This window comes from Streptomyces sp. NBC_01089 (assembly GCF_045162975.1).
Taxonomy (GTDB): domain Bacteria; phylum Actinomycetota; class Actinomycetes; order Streptomycetales; family Streptomycetaceae; genus Streptomyces.
Genome location: NZ_CP108660.1, coordinates 860,698 through 882,476, shown reverse-complemented (window position 1 = coordinate 882,476; position 21,779 = coordinate 860,698). Strand labels below are relative to the sequence as shown.

The following is a 21,779-nucleotide window of genomic DNA, read 5'->3' as shown; positions in this document are numbered from 1 at the left end:
CGCTCTCTGATGGGTTGGATCGTTCCTCCGGGCGTGCGCCACGTCAAGAGTTGTGCAAAAAGTGGGGGAGATGGCCGGTGTTTCTCCAACTCTGTTGAATAAGGGGTTATTTGAGCGAGCCGGACGGTGTTGCGCGGTGCCGATGGCGAAGGTGACGGCCGACCGGGAGCGCCCCCGCGCGAGGGGGGTGGATCGCGCCGAAACGTTGACATGTACTGACCCCAAGGTGAATTGTGATGCTCGAATTTCCAGTGTTCCAAGCATGTCTGCGCAGGCATTGCACATTTTGCTGTTCGGTACGAACGGAGAACACTCCTTGCGAATCCTCAGAACCCGCCCCCGGCAGGGCGCGGCCGCCGCGGTGTCGGCGCTGGTACTCGCCCTCACCACCTTGACCGTCCCGGCGTCGCAGGCACACGCGGCCGCCGCCCCGTCGGGAACCCTCGACAGCGGGACGAAGAGCGTCACCTGGCAGAGCCCCGTCTACGCCAAGGGCACCGTCGACGGGCCCGACAAGTGCGGTACGGCGGCCGACGACCCGGACCAGGCCAAGTGCGCCCGGTTCGATCTGACCGTGAACCCGCCCGCGGGCCAGTGGGACGACAACCCCGAAGGCGGTGTCCCGGTCTCCATCCAGTGGCAGACCCCCACCGACGACTTCGACATGTACATCTACGACAAGGACAACAAGGAGGTCGCGTCGAGCGCCGGGACCGCCGACCCCGAGGCGACGGTCATCCCCAAGGCGTCGGGTACGTACCACGTGGTGGTCGTCCCGTACACCGTGCACAACAACTCCTTCACCGGCAAGGCGTATCTCCCCGAGTCCACCGACGCGGGCAACCTCACCGGCTTCAGCGGCTCGCACGGGACCTACGACTTCGCCGCCGGTGATCTGAAGGCCCGCGCCTCGTTCTTCACCGACGAGACGATGCGGCTCCAGGCGTCCCCCGACGGCGACCTCTCCGGTCCCGCGGGCAGCCACATGATCCAGCAGCAGCCCAAGGCCGAGCCGCACACCTCGTCCTTCAACGCCGGTTCCTACTACGGAATCCGCTCCAAGGGCGTCGTGCTGCGTGTCTACAAGAAGCCGCTGAAGCTCGCCCTGTACAAGGCGGACAACCGCACGGTGATCTGGGCGGAGGCCGACCCGCTCCGCTGGACGTCCGGCGGTATGCGGCAGAGCCTGAAACGCGGTCCCAAGGAGCAGTTCTTCGGCGGAGGCGAGCAGAACGGCAGCTTCTCCCACCGCGACCAGGTCATGAACGTCGGCAACAACACCGACTGGGACGAGGGCGGCTACAACAACTCCCAGCCGTTCTACATCTCCACCGCCGGCTACGGCGTCTTCCGCAACACCATGACGGCCGGGGTGTACGACTTCGGCTCACCGGTCAGGACCGGCCAGCAGGAACGCCGCCTGGACGCCTACTACTTCACCGGTGACACCAAGAAGGTCATCGGCGAGTACACCTCACTGGTCGGCAAGCCCTTCATGCCGCCGGTGTACGGCCTCGAACCCGGCGACGCCGACTGCTATCTGCACAACGCCAACCGCGGCGAGCGCCACACCCTGGACTCCCTCAAGGTCGCGGACGGCTACGACCAGAACCAGATGCCGCTCGGCTGGATGCTCGTCAACGACGGCTACGGCTGCGGCTACGAGAACCTTCCGCAGACCGGCGCGGGGCTGAACAAGACCCACACCCAGCTCGGCCTCTGGACCCAGGACGGTCTGCCGAACCAGGCCGACGAGGCCAAGGCCGGCGTACGCGTCCGCAAGCTGGATGTCGCCTGGGTCGGCAACGGCTACGGCATGGCGCTCGACGCCTGCGACCAGGCCAAGGCCGGTATCGAGGACAACAGCGACGCCCGCGGCTTCGTCTGGCTGCCGGTCTCCTGGGCCGGCGCCCAGCGCTGCGGTGTCCTCTGGAGCGGTGACCAGAAGCTCTCCTGGGACTATCTGCGCTGGCAGATTCCCACCTACGCGGGCGCGACCCTGTCCGGGATCGCGTACAACACCGGCGACGTCGGCTCGATCTACAGCCACGACCCCAAGATGTACGCCCGCGACCTGCAGTGGAAGGCGTTCCTCCCGGCCATCATGACGATGGACGGCTGGGCCACCGACATCACCACCAAGAAGCCGCACGACCAGCAGCCCTGGCTGGACGGTGAGCCGTACACCTCCATCAACCGGAAGTACCTCCAGCTGAAGGAGCGGCTGCTGCCGTACATGTACACGCTGTCCAAGGACGCCACGAAGACCGGGGTCGGGCCGGTGCGCCCGCTGTCGCTGGAGTACCCGGACGACCCGGCGACGCTCGGGGCCGACGCCAAGTACGAGTTCATGTCAGGCTCGGACTTCCTGGTGGCGCCCGTCTACAGCGACACCGACGTCCGCAACGGCATCTACCTGCCGAAGGGCACCTGGACCGACTACTGGACGGGCAAGACCTACCACGGCCCGACCACGGTCAACGGCTACAAGGCGCCGCTCGACACCCTGCCGCTGTTCGTCAAGGGCGGCTCGATCGTGCCGATGTGGCCCAAGGGCACCACGTCCTGGGAGACCCGGAACAAGAGCGAACTCGACTACGACATCTACCCCAAGGGCACCACGGACTACACGCTGTACGAGGACGACGGTGTGACGCGGAAGTACGCGAAGGGCTCGTCGGCCACCCAGCACGTCCAGGTGAAGGCCCCCACCCACGGCAAGGGCGCCACCACCATCAAGGTCGGTGCCAGCAAGGGCAGTTACACGGGCAAGCCCGCATCCCGTTCGTACACCTTCTCGGTGCATGCCAAGAACGCGCCGTCCCAGGTGGGCATGGCGGGCGGCAAGCTGCGGCGCCTCGGCTCCGCGAAGGCGTTCGCCGCGGCGAAGTCCGGCTGGTACCGGGACCCGGCCACCGGAGTCACCCAGGTCAAGACGCCGTCCCTCTCCACGGGACACGGCTTCTCGGTCACGCTGCGCGGATAGCGGTACCCGCGCACGTATGAGACGGGTCAGGGGTCGTCGGGCACCGGCGGCCCCTGACCCGTGTCCGGGCGGACGCCCTGTTGGCCCGGCTGACCTGTGGCATACCATCCTCAGCTCTATGGACACGCTGAGCATCACGGGAAACATATGGGGCATGGCCGCCCTCGCGGCGGCGGCGATGCTGGTCGGCTTCTCCAAGACCGCGGTCAGCGGGGCCAACACCATCAGCCTCGCGGTCTTCGCCGCGGTCCTGCCGGCCCGGGAATCGACCGGGGTACTGCTGCCCGTACTGATCGCCGGGGATGTGCTCGCCGTCCTCACCTACCGCAGACATGCCCACTGGCCCACGCTCTGGCGGCTGTTCCCGGCCGTCGCGGTGGGGGTGGTGATCGGTACGGGGTTCCTGTTCTGGGCCGACGACGCGGTGGTCCGCACCTCGATCGGCGCGATCCTGCTGCTGATGGCCGGTGTCACCCTCTGGCGCAGACGCGCCACCGAGACGGCGCGCACGACTGCTGCCGTTACCGCTGCCGGTGCGGCTGCCGCCGGAGCCGCCGGAGCCTCCGGTGGAGCCGTGGACCGAGCTGCCGACGGAGCCGCCGGAGCCGCCGGTGGAGTCACCGACAGCCCTGGCGACGCACCGCAGGGGCCGACCGCCGGGCGCGGCCGGGCCATGGCCCGCTCGTACGGTGTGCTGGGCGGCTTCACCACCATGGTCGCCAACGCGGGCGGCCCGGTCATGTCGCTCTATCTGATCTCGGCGGGCTTCCGGAAACTGGGCTTCCTCGGCACGTCGGCCTGGTTCTTCCTGATCGTCAACGTCACCAAAGTGCCGTTCAGCGTGGGCCTTGGCCTGATCGGCACCAAGTCGCTGCTGCTGGACGCCGCGCTGGTCGTCTTCGTCGTCCCCGGCGCCTTCATCGGGCGGGCCTGTGTGCACCGGATCAACCAGCGGCTCTTCGAGCGGCTGGTGATCGGCGCGACCGTGCTGGGCGGCGTTCAACTGCTGCTGCGTTGAACCGGCCCGTCCCGCAGGTCCATCACCATGACCGAGCCCCAGTCCTGCCGTTCGGCCTCGGTGAAGCCGAGCGCCAGATAGAAGGCGCGCGCCCCCGGATTCCCGCCGCCCACCCCGAGGTGCAGCCCCGGCACGCCCCGCGCCCGCAGCTCGTCCAGCACGGCCGCCATCAGCCGGCGGCCGAGCCCGGCGCCCTGGCCGCGCGGCAGGATGTCGATGTGCAGATGCGCCGGGTGGCTCTCGTACAGCGGGTCGCCGTCGCCGGGCGGGGTGCGGTGGAGCTGTGCCACCCGCTGCCAGTCCCTGCTGCCGTCGCCCGGATCGTCGGCCATGGACTCCGGGTGGCGCAGCCGCAGCGGGGCGTACCAGTGGACCTCGCGCCACTTCTCGTACGCCGCCGAGTCGGCGGTCGCCACGACGTAACCGACGACCCCGTGTGCGTCGGACGCCACGAACGTCAGGCCCGGGTCGGCGGCCGGGTACGGGCCGGCGTACACATGGCCGAGCAGATCGGGGTCGTGGTAGAGCGCGGTGGCGTCGCCGCCCGAGTCCCCGGTCAGCAGGCAGACCCGGTACATGCCCGGCAGGTCGAAGGGCTGGAACGGCCGGATGCCGATACTCGTCGGGCGTCCGTGTGCGGCGGGTTCTGCTGTCATCCCGCCAGCGTAGGCGGCTGGTCGGACAGCCGGGCTCCGGTGCCCAGGCCGAGGTAGGTCAGCGGACCCGGGTCGGGCACCGGGATCTCGTGGAAACCGATGCGGTCGTAGAACGCGCGCGCCGGGGTGTTGGCCGTGACCATGCCCAGATGGACGGCGGGCACGTCCTGCTCGGCGAGGGCGCCGATGAAGCGCGTCATCAGCGCCCGCCCGAACCCCGCACGCTGATGGCTGGGCAGCAGATCGATGTGCAGATGGGCGGGGTACGCGGCCAGTTCGGGCAGCAGCATGCGCTGGGGCCGGTGCAGGAGCGCGGCCATCTGATCGGCCGGCGTCCGCAGCGGACCGGGCGGGTCCGGATACCGTCCGGCCAGCGCGGGCAGCCACTCCGTACGGAAGCGCTCGACGAACTGTGCGGTGTCCGCGGTGCCGAGGACATAGCCGACGGGGAGGCCGCTGCCGTCGTCGACCACGAAGGCGAGACCGGGTTCGAGCTCCACGTAGGGGCCGGCGAAGACACTCGGCAGCAGCGCGTGATCGGCGTACAAGTGCCGTGCGTCGCCGCCCTCTTCGCCGGTGCGTATACAGATGTCGTAGAGCGCCGGCCGGTCCTCGGGACGGTAGGGGCGCACGAAGGGCTGAGGAGTCACAGCAGTCACAGCGTCACTATGAGGGCCGGGGGAGCGCTCCCACAACCCGTTTTCGGGTGCGTGGCGCAACAGCCGACCGGCCCCTCGGCGGCCGACAGACTTCCCGGCAGCCGACCGACTACCCGGCGGCTGACCGGCTTCCCGGCGGCCGACCGACTACCCGGCGGCTGACCGGCTTCCCGGCGGTCTGTGGTCGTCAGCCGGCCGTCAGCTCGTACGCCCACAGTCCGTCCACGTCGGCCAGCCGGACGAAACCGGCCCGGCGCAGGACCTGCTGCGAGGGCAGATTGCCCGGGTCCGTCATGGCCACGATCGTATGGACGGTGGGGAGTTGCAGCGTCCAGCGGGTGAGGGCGAGCACCGCGTCGGTGGCCCAGCCGGCGCCCCGCGCCGACTCCGTCAGGTCGTAGCCGATCTCCACCGAGCCGTCGGACGGCGGCCCGTGGAAGCCGATCCCGCCCAGCGTGACGCCGTCGGTGGCGCGCTGGATGGCGAACAGCCCCCATCCGGGCAGATACGCCCCGGCCTCGGCCGCCATCGCCACCATCTTCCCGGCGATCTGTGTCCCGCTGCCCGGGACCGCGTCGAGCCAGTCGAGTCCTGCCGTGCCGCCCTCGGCCAGCACGGCGGCTGCGGCGGGCGACTGCTCGCGCAGCACGAGCCGTTCGGCCTCCAGGACGAGCAGGCCGTTCTCTCGGAAGGAGCGCAGGGTCATGGCGTCGGCCACCTCGGTACGGGAGTGGAGACCGGCGCCTCCGTGAACTCGGCCCGGACAGTATCTCCTGGATCTCCCGGCCCGCGCCGCGCATCAGGACGGGCTGCGGTCGGCGCAGGGCGCGCGCTCTCCGTTACGATTCCCGCTCATGAGCACTCCTGACCAGAGCGAAGCGGTGGACACGGATCCGACCGAGCCCGGGAAGCCGGGGCTGACACCTCGTCAGGCGCGGCGGATACGGATAGCGGTGGCGTCGGTGGTGATGGCCGCGCTCGCGCTGGTGCTCGCGGAGCGGATCACCAGCCGGTCGTCCCTGCTGGTCGTGGCCGACTACGGGATGGCGCTGATCCTCTGCGGTGTGGTCATCGAGCTCAGCCGCAGCGGCCGCACCAGGGTCGCGAGCTGGCTGCTGTGCATGGGCCTGGTGGCCGCGGTCGGCGCCGACTGGCTCGTCCTGCCTTGACCGGGGCCGGGGCCGGGGCCGGGGCCGGGCTTTGGGCCTGGGCCTGACCTCATCCTGACTTGACCGGGCCTGGCGTACGGCGGCGCCCCCGGCCCAGGGGGGGCGGGGGCGCGGACGGGCGGTGAGTCAGGTGAGTCAGGCGCCCTCGCCGGACCCGGACCCGGACCCGGACCCGGACCCGGACCCGGACCCGGAAGGGGAGGCCGCCTTGATGCCCTTGGTGATCGTGTCCATGACGGAGAGGGCGGGCGCCTTGGCGTTGATGTCGAAGCCGGAGCGGACCATGATCAGCATGCCTTCGGCCCCCGGGGACGGGAAGGCGAGCGACTGGACGTACCCGTCGTCGCCCTTCTTCGTCGTCACCTTCCAGCGCACCAGGTACCCCTGCTGTCCGGCCACGGTGACGGCCTCGGACTTGAGCAGTTTGTGCGAGGTGATCCCCGACGAGGTCTCCCCGTACGACTCCTTGGCGTTGCCCGCGATGTCCTTCTTCGCCGCCGCCTTCGCGGTGGTCGCGGAGATCTTCAGGGCGATCGCCGGCTCCGAGAACACCCCGCCGCGCACACACTTGGCGGGCTTGCCGTCCGAGTCGGTGCCGCCCGGGCAGTCGTACTTGCCGATGGTCACGCCCGCGCCGACCGTCCCCGACTGGCCGGTCCAGCCCTTCGGTACGGGGATGCTGATCCCGCTGGCCGCGTCGGTGGCGTAACCGTCCTCGGTCGGCGGTGCCTGCTGCCCGGGGCCCTCCTGGTCCCCGCCGCCGCCGTTCTGACCGTTCCGGCCACTCTCGCCGCCCGGCCGGCTGGGGGCGCCCGAAGGCGCCTTGGACGGCGCGGCCGCCGCGTCCGATGTGTGCCCGGAGCCCGATCCGTCCGTCAGCAGGTAGATACCGCCTCCGACGGCCGCCAGGACCACCACGGCGGCCGTGACCGCGGCCCCGATCCGCAACCTGCGCCGCCGGATCGCGGCAGGCGGCACCCGCAGCTGGTCGGTCCACTGGGCGCCGTCCCACCAGCGTTCCTGGACAGGGCCTATTCCTGTATACCCGGGGTCTCTGTGCCAGCCGGGAGGGCTCATCTGGGTCACAGCCGCCACCGTAGCCGGGCTGCGTGAAAATCACATGAATGAGGGTCGCCGGGCTGCCTGGCCGGGTGGACCTCAGCGTTCGGTGACCTCGGTCAGTGCCTCGGTGAGCCAGGCGATCCAGTACTTCTCCAGCTCGATCCCGCCCCGGAGCACCAGATGCTGGAGCCGGTCGTCGGCCGGGAGCGCGGAGACCGAGAAGTCGCGCTCCTCGATGGCCAGATACTCGGCCAACTGCCGCTCGTGCAGGCCGAGGTGGCGTTCCAGCTCGGCTCCGATGCCGTGGGTCCCCACCACGGCCGCGGCCCGCAGTCTCAGCAGCAGCGGATCGCGTACGGGTCTGGGGTCCTCGGTGCCGGCCACCCAGGCCGTCAGCTCGGCGCGCCCCTCGGGCAGCACCTCGTACTCCCGCTTCCGTCCCCGTGAGGGCTGCTGGGGCAGCGGCCTGATGAAGCCGGACTGCTCCAGTTTCGCCAGTTCGCGGTAGATCTGCTGGTGCGTCGCCGACCAGAAGTAACCGATCGATCTGTCGAATCTCCGGGTCAGCTCCAGCCCCGACGACGGCTTTTCGAGCAGAGCGGTGAGGATCGCGTGGGGGAGGGACATGCGGGCATCCTAAAGAGATCCCGGCCGGGGGCCGCTGTCGCGCCGCACCGGTTCAGACCCTCGCGGCCAGCTCGGTCCCCTGGCGTACGGCCCGCTTGGCGTCCAGCTCGGACGCCACATCGGCCCCTCCGATCACATGCACCGGGTGCCCGGCGGCGCGCAGCGCCTCGTACAGCTCACGGCGCGGTTCCTGACCGGTGCACAGCACGACCGTGTCGACCGGGATCAGCCGGCCGGCCCCGTCGACCGTGATGTGCAGGCCCTCGTCGTCGATCCGTTCGTACGTCGCGCCCGCGACCGTCGTCACGCCGCGGTGCTTGAGCTCCGCACGGTGGATCCACCCCGTCGTCTTCCCGAGCCCCGCCCCGACCTTGCCGGTCTTGCGCTGGAGCAGATGCACGGTCCTGGGTGAGGCCGGGCGGACCGGTGTACGCAGTCCACCGGGAGTGCGGTGCTCCGTGTCGACCCCCCACTGCCGGAAGAAGACCTCCGCGTCCTGGCTCGCCGACTCGCCGCTGTCGGTGAGGAATTCCGCCACGTCGAAGCCGATCCCGCCCGCTCCGATGACGGCGACACGCCGTCCCACCGGGGCGCCGTCCCGCAGGACGTCCAGATAGCTGACGACGCTGGGGTGGTCGAGGCCGGGGATGTCCGGGGTGCGCGGGACGACTCCGGTGGCGAGCACGATCTCGTCGAAGCCCTCCGCCGTGAGCGTCTCCACCGTCGCCAGGGTCTTCAGCCGGACATCGACCCCGCGCAGGCCGAGCTGGACCCGGAAGTAGCGCAGGGTCTCGTCGAACTCCTCCTTGCCCGGTATCCGCCGCGCCACGTTCAGCTGTCCGCCGATCTCGTCGGCGGCGTCGAAGAGCGTCACCGCGTGGCCGCGCTCGGCGGCCGACACGGCGAAGGCGAGCCCGGCGGGACCCGCGCCCACCACACCGACGCGCTTGCGGCGCCGGGTCGGGGACAGCACCAGCTCGGTCTCACGGCAGGCCCGCGGATTGACCAGACAGGAGGTGATCAGCCCGCTGAAGGTGTGGTCGAGACATGCCTGGTTGCAGCCGATGCAGGTGTTGATGGTGTCCGAGCGGCCTTCCCGGGCCTTCGCGACGAACTCGGGGTCGGCCAGGAAGGGACGGGCGAGCGACACCATGTCCGCGCCGCCGCCGGCCAGCAACTCCTCGGCGAGCTCAGGGGTGTTGATCCGGTTGCTGGTGACCACGGGAATGGAGACCGCACCCATGACCTTCTTCGTCACCCAGGTGTACGCGCCACGCGGCACCGAGGTCACGATGGTCGGGATCCGGGCCTCGTGCCACCCGATGCCGGTGTTGATGATGGTCGCCCCCGCCGCCTCGATCTGCCGGGCGAGTGCGATCACCTCGTCCTGCGACGAGCCGCCCGGGACCAGGTCGAGCATGGACAGCCGGTAGATCAGGATGAAGTCGGGACCCACCCGTTCCCGTACCCGGCGGACGATCTCCAGGGGGAAGCGGACACGGTTCTCGTACGACCCGCCCCAGCGGTCCTCGCGGTGGTTGGTCTGCGCCGCGATGAACTCGTTGATCAGATAGCCCTCGGAGCCCATGATCTCGACACCGTCGTACCCCGCGCCCCTGGCCAGCTCGGCGGCCCGCACGAAGTCCTCGATGGTCCGCTCGATCTCGTCGTCGGTGAGTGCGTGCGGGGTGAACGGGCTGATCGGCGCCTGGATCGCGCTCGGTGCCACCAGGCCGGGGTGGTAGGCGTACCGGCCGAAGTGCAGGATCTGCATGGCGATCCGGCCGCCCGCCCGGTGGACGGCCCCGGTGACGGCCGCGTGCTGGGCGGCCTCGGCGGCGGTGGTCAGCTTCGCGCCGCCGTCGAGCGGCCTGCCCTGTTCGTTGGGGGAGATCCCGCCCGTCACGATGAGCCCGGCGCCGGCGCGCGCACGGGCCGCGTAGAACTCGGCCATCCGCTCGAAGCCGTCGGGTGCCTCTTCGAGCCCGAGGTGCATCGATCCCATCAGGACGCGGTTGGGCAGCGTCGTGAAGCCGAGGTCGAGGGGGCTCAGCAGGTGGGGGTACGGGCTCATCCGGCGCCTCCGGTGCGCAGTGGTGGTCAGCTCTTTCTAGACCAGCCGGGTCCCGTTGTGCAACAAGTTGCATAATGGGGTGCGTCACTGCCCGTACGGCACACTCGCCGGACTCTCCGGATCAGCCCTGTACGCCTCTCCGGGCTGCGGACAGCGGCGATGCGCCGGGCGTCTCCGGCCGGCGAGCGGCGGCAGGGGCCGCCGGTCAGGCGCCGGTGAGGCGTGGGGCCGAGACCCGCGGGTCGACCGGTCCGCGGAGCCCGCCCGCGAGTTGCTCCGCCCAGGCCGCCAGCCCGCCGATGTCGATCCCGTACGGCATGGGCTCGGGATACGCGGCGAGTCCGCCCGCACCCCTGAGCAGCAGCCGTGCACCGCCGGCGGTATTGCCGCGGGCGGCATGCGTCAGCCCGACGGCGAGCTGCGCCAGCCCGCGCCACAGGGCGCGCTCCGACTCGGGCCCCGACTTCCAGGCGTCCTCGAACACCTCATGCGCGTGAAACGGCATCCCGGCGTCGAGCAGCCGCTGCGCCTCCCGCAGAGTCTCGACGGGCGTGCGCGCCACCCCTTCCGGCTGCCGCTCCACGCCCTCGGCCCCGTACGGAAGCGGACGCCCGAGCCCGTCCCTGGGCCGCGCGTTACGCGCCCGGCCCTCCGTGTCGCGATCCCTGCCGGTGCCGCCCGAGCCGTCGCTCTTCTCGTCCATCCGCCGATTGTCCCCCTGTTGCGGCCCCGCGTGCCGACGTGGCCGTTTATAGCGGAGTCGGTCGGGCGGCCGGAGTGGGGTATGGTTCTCATGCAGGTCAGGCCAGGGGAAACCCCAGGTCAGGCGGGCATCGGGACGTGGCGCAGCTTGGTAGCGCACTTGACTGGGGGTCAAGGGGTCGCAGGTTCAAATCCTGTCGTCCCGACTCGTGAGAGTCGCAGGTCAGAGGTCGTTTTCGGAGAAATCCGGAACCGGCCTCTGTTCGTTTTCGGGACCAGTTGGGGACCGGCGTGCTCGACCGGCGTCAGCGGTTCCCGACGATCCGGCTCGGCCTGCAGTGCGGAGAGCGCTGCGCACGGAGGGCGTGACCTTGTGCATGCCGGGTGGCGATCCCGCTGGGCAGTGGCTGTCGGCCAGGATACGAGCGGCCGGGGGCTCCACCGTATCGATGCGGTGGAGCCCCCGGCCGGCTGGCTTACTTCTTCTGCCAGCCGATCAGCTCGGGCGGGCCGGTGACGCCGTAGTTGCCGTAGAACTGAGCGGCGCCGTAGTTGGCGAGGCCCTTCTTGACCGCCCAGATGGTGGGGCCGTTGTACGTCGGCATGACACCGTAGGTCTTCATCGCTTTGAGCTCGACCTTGTTGCCGGCGGCGAGCTGCTCGTCCAAGGTCGGCAGGTTGGTGACGGCCTTGGTCTCCTTGTCCATGCTCTTCGGCACCGAGCGGGAGACGTTGAGAGTGGAGTCGGAGCAGTACATCTGGCAGATGTAGAGCATTCCGTTCGGGTCGCTCGAAATGAAGCCCATCCCGAATATGTCGAAGGCGCGCTGGGTGAACACCTTGTTGAAGTCGGCGGAGGGGTGCGCCTTGATGTCCAGCTTGACGCCGATGTCCTTCATCATCTGGGCGAGGGCAGTCGCACGGGCCTTGGTGGTGGACCTGTCACCGATGGTGGGGAAGGTCAGTTCCAGCTTCTCGCCCCCCTTGGCACGCACACCGTCCGAGCCGGCCTTCCAGCCCGCGGCATCCAGGTCCTTCTTCGCCTGGGCGGCATTGAACTTCACGAGCTTGCCGAAGTTGTCCTGGTACCCCTTCTGGAAGGGGTAGAGGTTGAAGGATCCAGGCAGCGGCTCGGTGTAGCCAAGCCCCTGGAACGTGATCTTCGCGAGCTGGGAACGGTCGATTCCCTCCATCAGTGCCTTGCGCACCGCCGGGTCCTTCAACTGCGGCGAAGTGCTGTTGAAGACCAGGGGGTTGTTGGAGGTGGTCGTGCCGCGGCGAAGGTCGGCCCCCTTCACCGACTTCACCTGGTTGAGCTGCTCGGCGTCCTGCACCTCCACCGCGTCGATCTGGCCGTTCTTGAAGGCGTTGACGGAAGCGCTCTCCTCCATCTGCACATAGGTGAACTCGTCCAGATGCGGCTTGGCGCCCCACCACTTGGGGTTGGGCTTGTAGGAGACGGTGCCGCCCTTGGCGTCGAACTTGGAGATGGTGTAGGGACCGGCACCCCACTCCGGGTGGGGGTTGCTCACGTAAGCCTTGTTGAAGGCGTCGGCTTTGGCGATGTGGGGGTTGGCCAGCTCGTAGAAGAGGGACTTCCAGTACACGAACTTGCCGTCGAAGGTGACGATCGCCTGCTTGGCGTCCTTGCCCTTCTTGACCGAGGCGATGCTGGAGTAACCGTCGGTGGAGCCGACGACGTAATCCTTGTCCTTCCCGTTGAGCGCGTTCCAGGTGTCCCGGAACGCCGTCCAGTCCATGTCCTGGCCGTCGTTCCACTTGGCCTTGGGGTTGATGTCGTAGGTGACCTGAGTGTTGCCGCCTGCCGTCGTCTGCTTGACGTCGGTGAGGTAGTCCTTGTTGAAGGTGATATTGCCCTTGGGGTCGTTGAAGGACAGCTGAGGCTGGTAGAACCAGGCGATCTTCGATGTGTACAGCGACCCGTTGCCGTTCAGGGGGTTGAGCTGATCAGGGATCTCCACGATGGGAAGCGTCATCTTGCCCCCCTGCTTCAGGTTGCTCGCAGGCTGGGGGTCGTACGAAGTCAGTACCTGGCTCTCCGAGGTGGCGCCCTTGGAGTTCTTCTGCCCGGAGTTGTCGGTGTCGCCACCGCTGCACCCGGAGAGGACGAGGGAAGCGGTGGCGGCGAACGCCAACCCGCTCAGAGCAATTCTTCTCATGACAGCCTTTCAGCTCAGTTGTCGACAGACGTGGTCGTGTCCGCGAAATGGCATGCGTCGAGGTGGTCCCGGTCTCCCCTCCCAGTGAGCTGCGGAGTGACCCCGCGGCACTGCTCCTTCTGTGGCTCCGGCAGCGTCAAGTGGAGGGGACACCTGGTGACGAACCGGCAACCGGGCTGATCGTCGGTCGGACTGGGGAGGTCGCCTTTGAGCAGGACTCGTTCCCGGGTGCGTTCCGCGACCGGATCGGGCAGGGGGATCGCGGAGAGGAGTGCCTTGGTGTAGGGGTGCCTGGGTTCGTCGAAGACGGAGTCGGTGGTGCCGATCTCGACGATCCGTCCCAGGTACATCACCGCCACCCGGTCGGAGATATGGCATACCACCGACAGGTCGTGGGCCACGAAGAGGTAGGACAGGCCCAGCTCGGCCTTGAGATCATTGAGCAGGTTGATGACCCCGGCCTGCACCGAGACGTCGAGAGCCGAGACCGGCTCGTCGAGAACCAGCAGTTGAGGCTTCGTGGCGAGCGCCCGGGCGATGCCGATGCGCTGCCGCTGCCCGCCGGAGAAGGCCGCGGGGAAGCGGTCCTGGTGCTCGGGGTCGAGTCCCACCAACTCCATGAGCTCCGCCACCTGGGTGCCGAGCGCCTTCGTGTCGCGTTCACCGACCGCGCGGAGGGGTTCGACGAGGATGTCGAAGACCGTCATGCGGGGGTCCAGCGCTCCCATGGGGTCCTGGAACACCATCTGGATATCTCGGCGAACCGAGCTGATGTCCTGCTTCCGCTTCAGGTCCGTCGTGTCCTTGCCGCAGACGGAGATGCTGCCCTGTTCGGGCGGCTTCAGCTCCATGATCTCCAGCAGTGTGGTGGTCTTGCCGCACCCCGACTCGCCGACGAGTCCGAGCGTCTCTCCCTCGCGGATGTCCAGGTCGATGCCGTTGACGGCGAAGACGGTGCCCACCTTGCGTTTGAGCAGGCCGCCCTTGGTGAGTGGGAAGGTCTTGGTGACGCCGGAGAGTTCCAGGACCTTCGGCCGGTCGGTGCGGGGGACAGCCGTGGTTCGGTTCTCCCTGTCGGCCGGGACGAGGTAGATCGGCTCGCCGCCGATAGCGCCGTCGTTGATCTCCGCGGCACGTCGGCAGGCAGCCTTGTGTCCGCCGCCGATGTCGCCCTCGTCGATTGCCAGCAGGGGCGGCTCAGCCTCCCGGCAGGCGTCCTGCACCACGGGGCAACGCGCCGCGAAGGGGCAGGCGTCGGGAAGGTCCACCAGAAGCGGCGGAGTCCCCGGAACCGGGATCAGGGCGTCCCTGGTGCGGTCGTCCAGGCGGGGAATCGCGCTCATCAGGCCGATGGTGTACGGCATGCGTGGTCGCGAGAAGAGCTCGTCCACCCCGGCATGCTCGACCGGGCGGCCGGCGTACATCACCATGACGTCGTCGGCCGAGCCTGCCACCACTCCGAGGTCGTGGGTGATCATGATGACCGCGGCCCCGGTCTCGCGCTGGGCGGTCTTGAGGACATCGAGGATCTGCGCCTGCACGGTGACATCGAGAGCGGTCGTAGGCTCGTCGGCGATGATCAAGTCGGGGTCGTTCGCGATCGCCATGGCGATGACCGCCCGCTGCCGCATACCGCCCGAGAACTCGTGCGGGAACCCTTTGGCACGTCGGTCGGGGTTGGGAATGCCGACCAGGTCCAGCAGTTCCACGGCCCGTTTCCACGCGGCAGCGGACGAGATGTCCTGGTGGATCTGGAGGGCCTCGACGATCTGGGCTCCGATGCTGAAGATCGGAGTGAGCGACGAGAGCGGGTCCTGGAAGATCATGCCGATGCGCCGGCCGCGCACCTTCGACATCCGTCTGTCGTCGAGATCGAGGAGGTTCATCCCGCCGAGCATGACTTCGCCGGTGACCGAGGCGTAGTCGGGCAGCAGCCCCATGACGGCCATGGACGTGACGGACTTGCCTGACCCCGATTCGCCTACGATGCCCAGCGTTTTGCCGCGGTGCAGATCGAAGGAGACGCCGCGGACGGCGTCCACCCGGCCTGCTTCCGAGGGGAAGGCCACCTTCAGGTCACGCACCGACAGCAGAGGCTGTTGGGTCTCGGGGTTGGTCGTGACAGCGCGCCGCTCGGTCATGCGCGGCCTCCAGACTGCGAGGTGGGGTCGAGGGCGTCCCGCAGACCGTCGCCGATGAGCGCCATCGCCACGGTGAGCAGCACCACCATGGCGGCGGGCAGGTAGAACAGCCAGGGAGCAGTGGACAGGGTGTTCTGGCCGTCGGCGAGCATCGAACCCAGCGAGACGTCGGGCTGCTTGACGCCGAAACCGATGAAGGAGAGTGCCGTCTCGGCCTGCACGGTCGAGGCGACACCCAGGGTGAACGTCACGATGAGCAGGGACCCGATATTCGGTACCAGATGACGGACGATAGTGCGCATCGGACTGACGCCCATGAAACGGGCCGCCATCACGTACTCGCGCTCCCGTAGTGAGGTGGCCAGGGACCAGATCACCCGGGCTGTGAGCATCCAGCCGAACAGCGTGAGGACCACGACCAGGACCTGCCACTCGCCGCGGTAGTGCGTCCCGACCAGGGCGATGATGAGGAAGGAGGGCAGGATGAGCAGGAAGTGCACAAATCCGAGCATCGCCCGCTCGACCTTGCCACCGAAGTAGGCGGCGGTGGTGCCGAACAGTCCGGCTATGGCAGTGGTCAGCAGTGACACCGTCACCGCGATGATCAGCGATCGACCGAGGCCGTGCACGAGCTGGGCGTAGACGTCATTGCCCGCGCCGTTGGTGCCCAGCAGGTGGCCGCCGACCCCGGGGGAGACAGTGAGCGCGGTGAAGTCCGCCTCCTGGTAGTCCCAGTGGGTCAGGTACCGGCCGAACAGCGAGAAGAAGACGAGGAGGGCGAAGAGGACCAGACCGCCGAGCGCCGCCCTGTTGCGCGCGAAGCGCCGCATGTAGAGCCTGGACCAGGAGAGGCGCTTGCCACCGGGGCCGGCCTTCCCCAGTTCCTTCGCTTCGGCCTCGTCGGGACGCACCTCTCCGGCGCCGGGTCCGGCTCCGGGCATGTTGATGGCCACGTCAGCTCACCCTGATCCTGGGGTCGAGGGCCACGATGACGAGGTCGGCGAGAATCGCGCCGATGGCCGTCATGAGGGCACCGAAAGCTGCGACGGCGACGACGCCGTGCACGTCGTTCGTGCTGATGGTCCTGGTGAAGTACTCACCCATCCCGTGCCAGGCGAAGACCGTCTCTGTGATCACCGCGCCGGTGAACAGCGCCGGCATCGCGAACGCGACCTGAGTGGCTACGGGAATGATCGAAGTTCGCAGACCGTGCCGGTAGATGGCCTGTTGCCGCGTCAACCCCTTGGCCCGTGCTGTACGGACGTAGTCGGAGTTGATGTGATCCAGCAGCAGCGATCTCTGCAACAGGTGGTATCCGGCGTAGGAGATGAAGGTGAGCGAAATCGTGGGGAGGATCGCGTGAGTCGCCCTGGACCCGAAGACCGACCAGAATCCTGCGACGTCGGGGCTCTGCGCTCCTGCGACAGGCAACAGGGTGCTGCCGAGGGCCTGGTTCAGCGCGATGGCGCCGAGCACCACCGCAAGGGAGGCCACTGCGGAGGGTGTGTTGAAGGAGAGGACGGAGAGTCCCTGCCACACCCGGTCGGCGGCTTTGTACTGGCGCGACGCGGTGTAGACGCCCAGTCCGACTCCGATGATGATGGACAGGATCGTCGATCCCAGGACCAGCTGACCGCTGACGAAAATGCGATAGCCGACCTGCTCGTTGACGCTGCCCCCGGTCGGCGACTGGCCCCAATCGAAGTGAGTCACGATCTGAGATATCCAGTGCCACCACCGATCCATGATCGGCTTGTCTGGATTGAGATTGTAAAGCGCCAGCGAATGATTGATCTGGGCTGGAGTTCGAGGCGGTCGCAACGCGGTGTAGTTCGACGCAGGTTTGAGGAATGCGTTAGCGAGGAAATACGTAATGTTGGTTGCGATGGCGATCATCAAAAACCAGCCGACTGCTTTGCGGGCGATGTAACGCAGCACTGTTAGCCGGCCTTTCGTGATATGGGGCTTGTCGGCCCGCAAATCCGGTGAGTGGCCGGACGCTTGGCCGCATTGACCGGGCGCCGGTTCGCGAGCGCTCGGACAGGACGTGCGGATCCTCGGAGGGTCAGAAAATGATTGGCGCGGGACCGCGCATGTGCGGGAGCCTGAGCTGTGCTGACGGAGCTGCATCGGTAGGTGAAGTGGGAGTGAGCAGTCCGCAGGGCATGGAGCGACAACCTCGCTTGGGAGTAAGCCAATTCAAGGCGGCCGAACGATTCAGCAGCGCCGATGCTGACGATCGCAACTGCCCCTGTGGCACGTCAAGGCTGGTCAGGTCGCGATCCGATTAAGTCGAAGCCGCATATCAGTCATTCTTCGCGAAAGTTTTCAACGTCGTGGTGGACGCGCGATGAACGAGGGAGCTCTGGAGGCTCCAACTGCCTTTTTGGGGCTGCTGTTACGGATCGGCCGGCCGCTGATCGGTCACGAGCTGTACCCGGGATCGGCGCCGGTACGGCTGTGCCCTGGCCGAAGCCGACTGGTGCGGCGCTACGGGCGACGACGGGCCTCGGCGGGACCTCGTCCATCTGCGGTCGGTCAGCCGCTCCGTCGATGCGTACCGGAGCAATCCGGCACGGCCCCTTGAGTCCTTCTACAGGTCCAGAACCAGGCGTGGCGAAAGCGCGCGGGACACACACGGGTACATCCGGCCCTCGGGCGCCCCGATGTCGTCGCGGTGTTCGGGCTCGCCGTCCAGGACGGTGAGTTCGCAGCTGCCGCAGACACCTTCGCGGCAGCCGGACGGGACCGAACGCCCGGCATGGTTCAGCGCGTCGAGCAACGACTTATCGGCATCGACCTGGACCGTCTGTCCACTTCGGGCGCACACCGCCTCGAACGCCGTTTCCGGTGCGAACTTCCGCGCGGCGGGCCGGAATCTCTCGATGCGCAGCCGCCCGGCGGGGAAGGCCGCTTCGAGCGCGGCAAGCATCGGCGCGGGGCCACAGCAGTAGACCAGGGCGTCGGAAGCCACACCCGCTGCCGACGCGGCGAAATCCGGCCTGCCGTGTGTGTCGGTCGCGACGACGGTCACTCTGCCGCCGTACGCGGCACGCAACTCGTCGGCGAACGGCATGGAAGCGCGCGAGCGGCCCACGTACACCAGTTTCGCCGCGGCGCCCCCTTCGGCCGCCGTACGCAGCATCGGCAGGATGGGCGTGATGCCGATGCCGCCGGCCACGAAGAGATACTCCGGCGCGGGTTCCAGCGGGAAGTGGTTGCGGGGCAGGGAGACTTCGAGTGTCCGGCCGGGCCGCAGGAAACGGTGTACGTACTCCGAGCCGCCCCGGCTGAGCCGTTCATGGCGGACCGCGATGCGGTACCTCTCGGGCTCCGCGGGGTCGCCGCACAACGAGTACTGCCGCGTCAGCCAGTTCGGCAGGACGAGGTCGATGTGCGCCCCCGCCTCCCACGGCGCCAGTGGCCCTTCGGCGCCGCGCAGATCCACGGAGACCACGCCGTCGGCGATCTCTTCGATCCGGTCGATGACCGTGTGTTGCATGGGAAACCCCTGTCAGTACAGCTCGCGGTAGCCGGCCTCGAGGCCCGCTTCGAGCATCGCCGGATCGATGTCGACGTTGAACTGGGCAGCCGCGACCTCGCCCACCGACGGAAGCTCGTCGGCCAGCGTCTGGCTCGCCGGATCCCACAGCCGGGACCGGATCAGCGCGCGACCGCAGTGGAAGTACGCCTCCGTCACCTCGACGACGATCGCAAGGACGGGCTCGCGCGCCTCCGTCTGCATCCGGGCGAGCACGTCGGGCTCGTCGGTGGGATAGCCGCGTCCGTTGACGCGCAGCGTCTCCCTGGCGCCGGGGATCAGGAAGAGCAGCCCGACCCCGTCGTGCTCGGCGAGGTTGGTGAAGGAATCGGCGATCTTGTTGCCCGGCCGGTCGGGGATCGCGAGCGTGTGCTCGTCGAGCACTTTCACGAAACCCGGGTAGTCGCCCCGCGGCGAGCAGTCCAGATGACCGGCCGCGCTGGAGGTGGCCAGCGAGAGGAACGGGGAATGGGCGATGAAGCGGCGGGAGAACTCGTCGATCCGGTCCTGCTTCTTCTCCTTGAGCATCGCTTCGGGTTCGCCCAGCCGGGCACGGACCTCGGCGGGTGCCACCCTGCGCGGCCGGACACGGGCATGCGTCATGACGGGCTCCTTCCGGTTTCGTTCCGAGTGGGGTGCGCCTGCGCAGTCGGCGCGGCGGCCCATTCTGCTGAGCAGCAGGTCATGGCGCTATTATGAGCAATTACTCAGTACTGGCGCTACTCGCTTTGGCGCCGCTTCGAAGGGGGTGCCATGGGGTCGGAGAAACGACGACTTCAGCCACGTAAAGAGCCACGACAGGTCCGCGCGGAGCTCACGCGGCAGCGCATCCTCACCGCGGCTGCTCACGTTTTCGCCGAACACGGCTACGCCGCGGGCACCACCAACCGGATCGCCGAACGGGCCGGGGTCTCGATCGGTTCGCTGTACCAGTACTACCCGAACAAGGACGCGATCCTGGCCGAACTGGTCACCCGGCACCTGGACGCCGGCGCCGCGGCCATGAGCCGCCGCCGCAGCGGCGCGCTGCCGGAGTCGTTGGAAGAGATCGTCCGCCTGTTCGTACGGACGTCGATCGAGAACCACCTCGGGGATCCGCACCTGCTGCGGGTCATGATGGAACAGCCGCCGCTGTCGGCTGAACTGCTGCAGAAGGTCGCCCGGCTCCAGCAGGCGGACATCGAATACATCCGGAAGCTCTTCGAGACCCACCCGGAGGTCCGGGTTGCCGACACCATGACGGCGGCGCGGGTCGCGGTGTCGGCGATCGAATTCATCGTGCACCCGCTCATCGCCGAGCCCTACCCGATCGACGCCACCAGGCTGGAGAACGAACTGGTGGCGATGCTGACCCGATATCTGCGCGGCTGAGCGTCGGGGCCGCAGACAGGTGCGGTGCGATGGCCGGCCGCCGCCTCGTTGACCGGCTGTGCGTCAGGCCGTGTCGGGGGAACTGAGCCAGTCCTTGGCGCGCGCTGTTTCGGCCGCGGTGCGCAGTAGCCGGGTGACGGCGGGACGACCGGTGAGCCCCCGGCTCAGCAGATGGATCTCAATGGTCGCAACGGGTGCCAGCGGCCGCCATGCCAGCCCGGCCGGCAGGCCCGCCACGGATGACACACCGGTGACCGAGACCGCGGCACCGTCCGCCACGAGGGTGTGTGCGGCATCGAAGGCAATGGTACGGAGCAGGAGCCGCGGAGTGATTCCGGCCCGCGTGAAGATGCTCGTGATCGCGTCGTAGTGACCGGGGTTGGCGTCCCGGGGATGCACCAGCACGGTCTCCTCCGCCAGCAGCTCCGTCTCCACGACGGAAGCGGCTGCGAACGGATGCCCCGCGGGCATGAGAACGCCCTGCGGTTCCAGTCGCACGAGGGTGCGTACCAACTCGGGCGTGGGCGGCGGGCAGCGCAGCAGACCGGCGTCGAGCGTGCCGTCCGCGACCCCCGCGAGTATCTCCGCCGTGGACAGCAGCCGGGTGGTCGTGGTGATGCCGGGGTGGGCTTCGGCCAGTGCCGCCAGCAGAGCCGGGGCCGTGTCGTAACTGGTGCTCGTGCTGTACCCGAACTCGAGCGAGCCGCTCGCCCCCGCGGAGAATCCGCGCACGTCCCGCCACAGCCGGTCCGCCTCGTCGCACAGCACCGTCCCGCGGTCCATGAGCAGTCGGCCGGCCTCGGTGAGCTCGACCGAGTGGGTGGTGCGCGAGAGGAGCTCCACACCCAGCTCCTGCTCCAGCTGACGGATCTGCCGGCTCAGAGCGGGCTGGGCTATGTGCACCCGCTCGGCGGCCCTGGTGAAGTTCCGCTCGGCGGCCACCGCGAGGAAGTAGCGCAGACGGCGCAGATCAGACATGCCCCGAAGCGTACGGCCTGCGCCGACCTGCGGTGATGCCGACCGGGTCTGAGCTGATCAGAAACAGGTCTTTCCCTTGGCGCGGCCGTCCTTCCTAGGGTTCAGGCATCGGGAAGGAAACAGCACCGACGGCACGGAAAGAGACGCGGACATGAGCACCGAAACGCACCCCACCAGCATCACCGAGCGCAGCAAGGCCGTGGTCCTCGACTACATGAAGGCCCTGACCGAGGGCGACTTCGATGCCCTGCACGCCTTCTTCGCACCGGACGCGACGTGGACGCTCGCAGGCGAACTGCCCTTGTCGGGCACCTGGACCGGACCGGACGAGATCCTCGGTGTGTTCGTCCCGGCCATGGTCGACCGGATGGCCCCGGGGTCGATGGAGATGGAGTTCGAAGGAGTCATCGCAGAGGGCGAGCGGGTGCTCGCCGAGTGGAACACCCGCGGCCTTGCCAAGGCAGGTGGCCGCTATGACCAGCACTGCCTGGCGGTCTTCACCATCCGGGACGGACGCATCGCGGCCGTGCGCGAACACTTCGACACACTTCACGCCCACAACGTTGTCTTTGCGTGAATCCACCCCACTGACCGGCCACCCACCTGCCCCACCGG

General features: G+C 68.4%; 18 protein-coding genes, 1 tRNA gene and 1 pseudogene. 6 read left to right on the top strand and 14 right to left on the bottom strand.

The window, feature by feature from the left end:
* The first annotated feature begins 316 nt into the window (after window positions 1-316).
* Both OG510_RS03975 and OG510_RS03970 read left to right on the top strand, forming a co-directional pair.
* On the top strand, window positions 317-2,986 hold the full coding sequence (locus tag OG510_RS03975; protein ID WP_406135275.1) for a TIM-barrel domain-containing protein: 2,670 nt from the start codon (window positions 317-319) through the stop codon (window positions 2,984-2,986).
* Between the two features lie 118 nt (window positions 2,987-3,104).
* Complete coding sequence (locus OG510_RS03970; protein ID WP_406135274.1) at window positions 3,105-4,004, top strand: sulfite exporter TauE/SafE family protein; 900 nt, start codon at window positions 3,105-3,107, stop codon at window positions 4,002-4,004.
* On the opposite strand, the gene OG510_RS03965 is transcribed toward OG510_RS03970, so the two are convergent.
* The 3 genes from OG510_RS03965 to OG510_RS03955 form a co-directional block, all read right to left on the bottom strand.
* On the bottom strand, window positions 3,986-4,660 hold the full coding sequence (locus OG510_RS03965; RefSeq protein WP_406135273.1) for a GNAT family N-acetyltransferase: 675 nt from the start codon (window positions 4,658-4,660) through the stop codon (window positions 3,986-3,988). The genes OG510_RS03970 and OG510_RS03965 overlap by 19 nt on opposite strands.
* Window positions 4,657-5,310, bottom strand: a complete 654-nt coding sequence (locus tag OG510_RS03960; RefSeq protein WP_406142297.1) for a GNAT family N-acetyltransferase — start codon at window positions 5,308-5,310, stop codon at window positions 4,657-4,659. The genes OG510_RS03965 and OG510_RS03960 overlap by 4 nt, the downstream gene beginning before the upstream one ends.
* A 196-nt stretch (window positions 5,311-5,506) precedes the next feature.
* Window positions 5,507-6,025, bottom strand: a complete 519-nt coding sequence (locus tag OG510_RS03955; protein ID WP_406135272.1) for a GNAT family N-acetyltransferase — start codon at window positions 6,023-6,025, stop codon at window positions 5,507-5,509.
* A 208-nt stretch (window positions 6,026-6,233) separates the two neighbouring features.
* On the opposite strand from OG510_RS03955, the pseudogene OG510_RS03950 reads away from it, so the two are divergent.
* A pseudogene (locus OG510_RS03950) lies at window positions 6,234-6,488 on the top strand (hypothetical protein); the annotation flags it as partial.
* A gap of 135 nt (window positions 6,489-6,623) precedes the next feature.
* Here the strand turns inward: OG510_RS03950 and OG510_RS03945 are convergent.
* The 4 genes from OG510_RS03945 to OG510_RS03930 form a co-directional block, all read right to left on the bottom strand.
* Entirely contained in the window at window positions 6,624-7,565 is a 942-nt protein-coding gene (locus OG510_RS03945; RefSeq protein WP_406142296.1) for a DUF2510 domain-containing protein, read from the bottom strand.
* An 81-nt stretch (window positions 7,566-7,646) separates the two neighbouring features.
* A complete protein-coding gene (locus OG510_RS03940; RefSeq protein ID WP_406135271.1) occupies window positions 7,647-8,177 on the bottom strand; it encodes a PadR family transcriptional regulator in 531 nt (176 codons plus the stop codon).
* Between the two features lie 52 nt (window positions 8,178-8,229).
* On the bottom strand, window positions 8,230-10,251 hold the full coding sequence (locus OG510_RS03935; RefSeq protein ID WP_406135269.1) for an FAD-dependent oxidoreductase: 2,022 nt from the start codon (window positions 10,249-10,251) through the stop codon (window positions 8,230-8,232).
* Between the two features lie 205 nt (window positions 10,252-10,456).
* Complete coding sequence (locus tag OG510_RS03930) at window positions 10,457-10,954, bottom strand: DUF309 domain-containing protein (RefSeq protein WP_406135267.1); 498 nt, start codon at window positions 10,952-10,954, stop codon at window positions 10,457-10,459.
* 131 nt (window positions 10,955-11,085) lie between these two features.
* Here OG510_RS03930 and OG510_RS03925 point away from each other — a divergent pair.
* Window positions 11,086-11,159: transfer RNA gene (locus OG510_RS03925), tRNA-Pro, on the top strand.
* A 270-nt stretch (window positions 11,160-11,429) separates the two neighbouring features.
* On the opposite strand, the gene OG510_RS03920 is transcribed toward OG510_RS03925, so the two are convergent.
* From OG510_RS03920 to OG510_RS03895, 6 genes are all read right to left on the bottom strand, one after another.
* Window positions 11,430-13,133 (bottom strand): ABC transporter family substrate-binding protein, encoded by a 1,704-nt coding sequence (locus tag OG510_RS03920; protein WP_406135266.1) that lies wholly within the window; start codon window positions 13,131-13,133, stop codon window positions 11,430-11,432.
* A gap of 14 nt (window positions 13,134-13,147) precedes the next feature.
* Window positions 13,148-15,274 carry a dipeptide ABC transporter ATP-binding protein gene (locus tag OG510_RS03915; RefSeq protein ID WP_406135264.1) on the bottom strand — a complete coding sequence of 709 codons (2,127 nt, stop codon included), beginning with the start codon at window positions 15,272-15,274 and terminating at the stop codon, window positions 13,148-13,150.
* Window positions 15,271-16,227, bottom strand: coding sequence for an ABC transporter permease (locus OG510_RS03910; protein ID WP_406135263.1), 957 nt, complete (start codon window positions 16,225-16,227; stop codon window positions 15,271-15,273). Before OG510_RS03910 ends, OG510_RS03915 begins: the two co-directional genes overlap by 4 nt.
* A gap of 1 nt (window position 16,228) precedes the next feature.
* Window positions 16,229-17,212 (bottom strand): ABC transporter permease, encoded by a 984-nt coding sequence (locus tag OG510_RS03905; protein ID WP_406135262.1) that lies wholly within the window; start codon window positions 17,210-17,212, stop codon window positions 16,229-16,231.
* Between the two features lie 655 nt (window positions 17,213-17,867).
* Window positions 17,868-18,776, bottom strand: a complete 909-nt coding sequence (locus tag OG510_RS03900) for a PDR/VanB family oxidoreductase (RefSeq protein WP_406135261.1) — start codon at window positions 18,774-18,776, stop codon at window positions 17,868-17,870.
* 12 nt (window positions 18,777-18,788) lie between these two features.
* Complete coding sequence (locus OG510_RS03895; RefSeq protein ID WP_406135260.1) at window positions 18,789-19,418, bottom strand: MSMEG_1061 family FMN-dependent PPOX-type flavoprotein; 630 nt, start codon at window positions 19,416-19,418, stop codon at window positions 18,789-18,791.
* Between the two features lie 150 nt (window positions 19,419-19,568).
* Between OG510_RS03895 and OG510_RS03890 the strand changes: the two genes are divergently transcribed.
* On the top strand, window positions 19,569-20,186 hold the full coding sequence (locus OG510_RS03890) for a TetR/AcrR family transcriptional regulator (RefSeq protein WP_406135259.1): 618 nt from the start codon (window positions 19,569-19,571) through the stop codon (window positions 20,184-20,186).
* 63 nt (window positions 20,187-20,249) lie between these two features.
* On the opposite strand, the gene OG510_RS03885 is transcribed toward OG510_RS03890, so the two are convergent.
* Window positions 20,250-21,164: a LysR family transcriptional regulator gene (locus OG510_RS03885; RefSeq protein ID WP_406135258.1), complete on the bottom strand. Its 915-nt coding sequence runs from the start codon at window positions 21,162-21,164 to the stop codon at window positions 20,250-20,252.
* Between the two features lie 151 nt (window positions 21,165-21,315).
* Between OG510_RS03885 and OG510_RS03880 the strand changes: the two genes are divergently transcribed.
* The gene (locus OG510_RS03880; RefSeq protein WP_406135257.1) at window positions 21,316-21,741 is read left to right on the top strand and encodes a nuclear transport factor 2 family protein; all 426 of its coding nucleotides are present in this window, start codon (window positions 21,316-21,318) and stop codon (window positions 21,739-21,741) included.
* Window positions 21,742-21,779 lie beyond the last annotated feature (38 nt).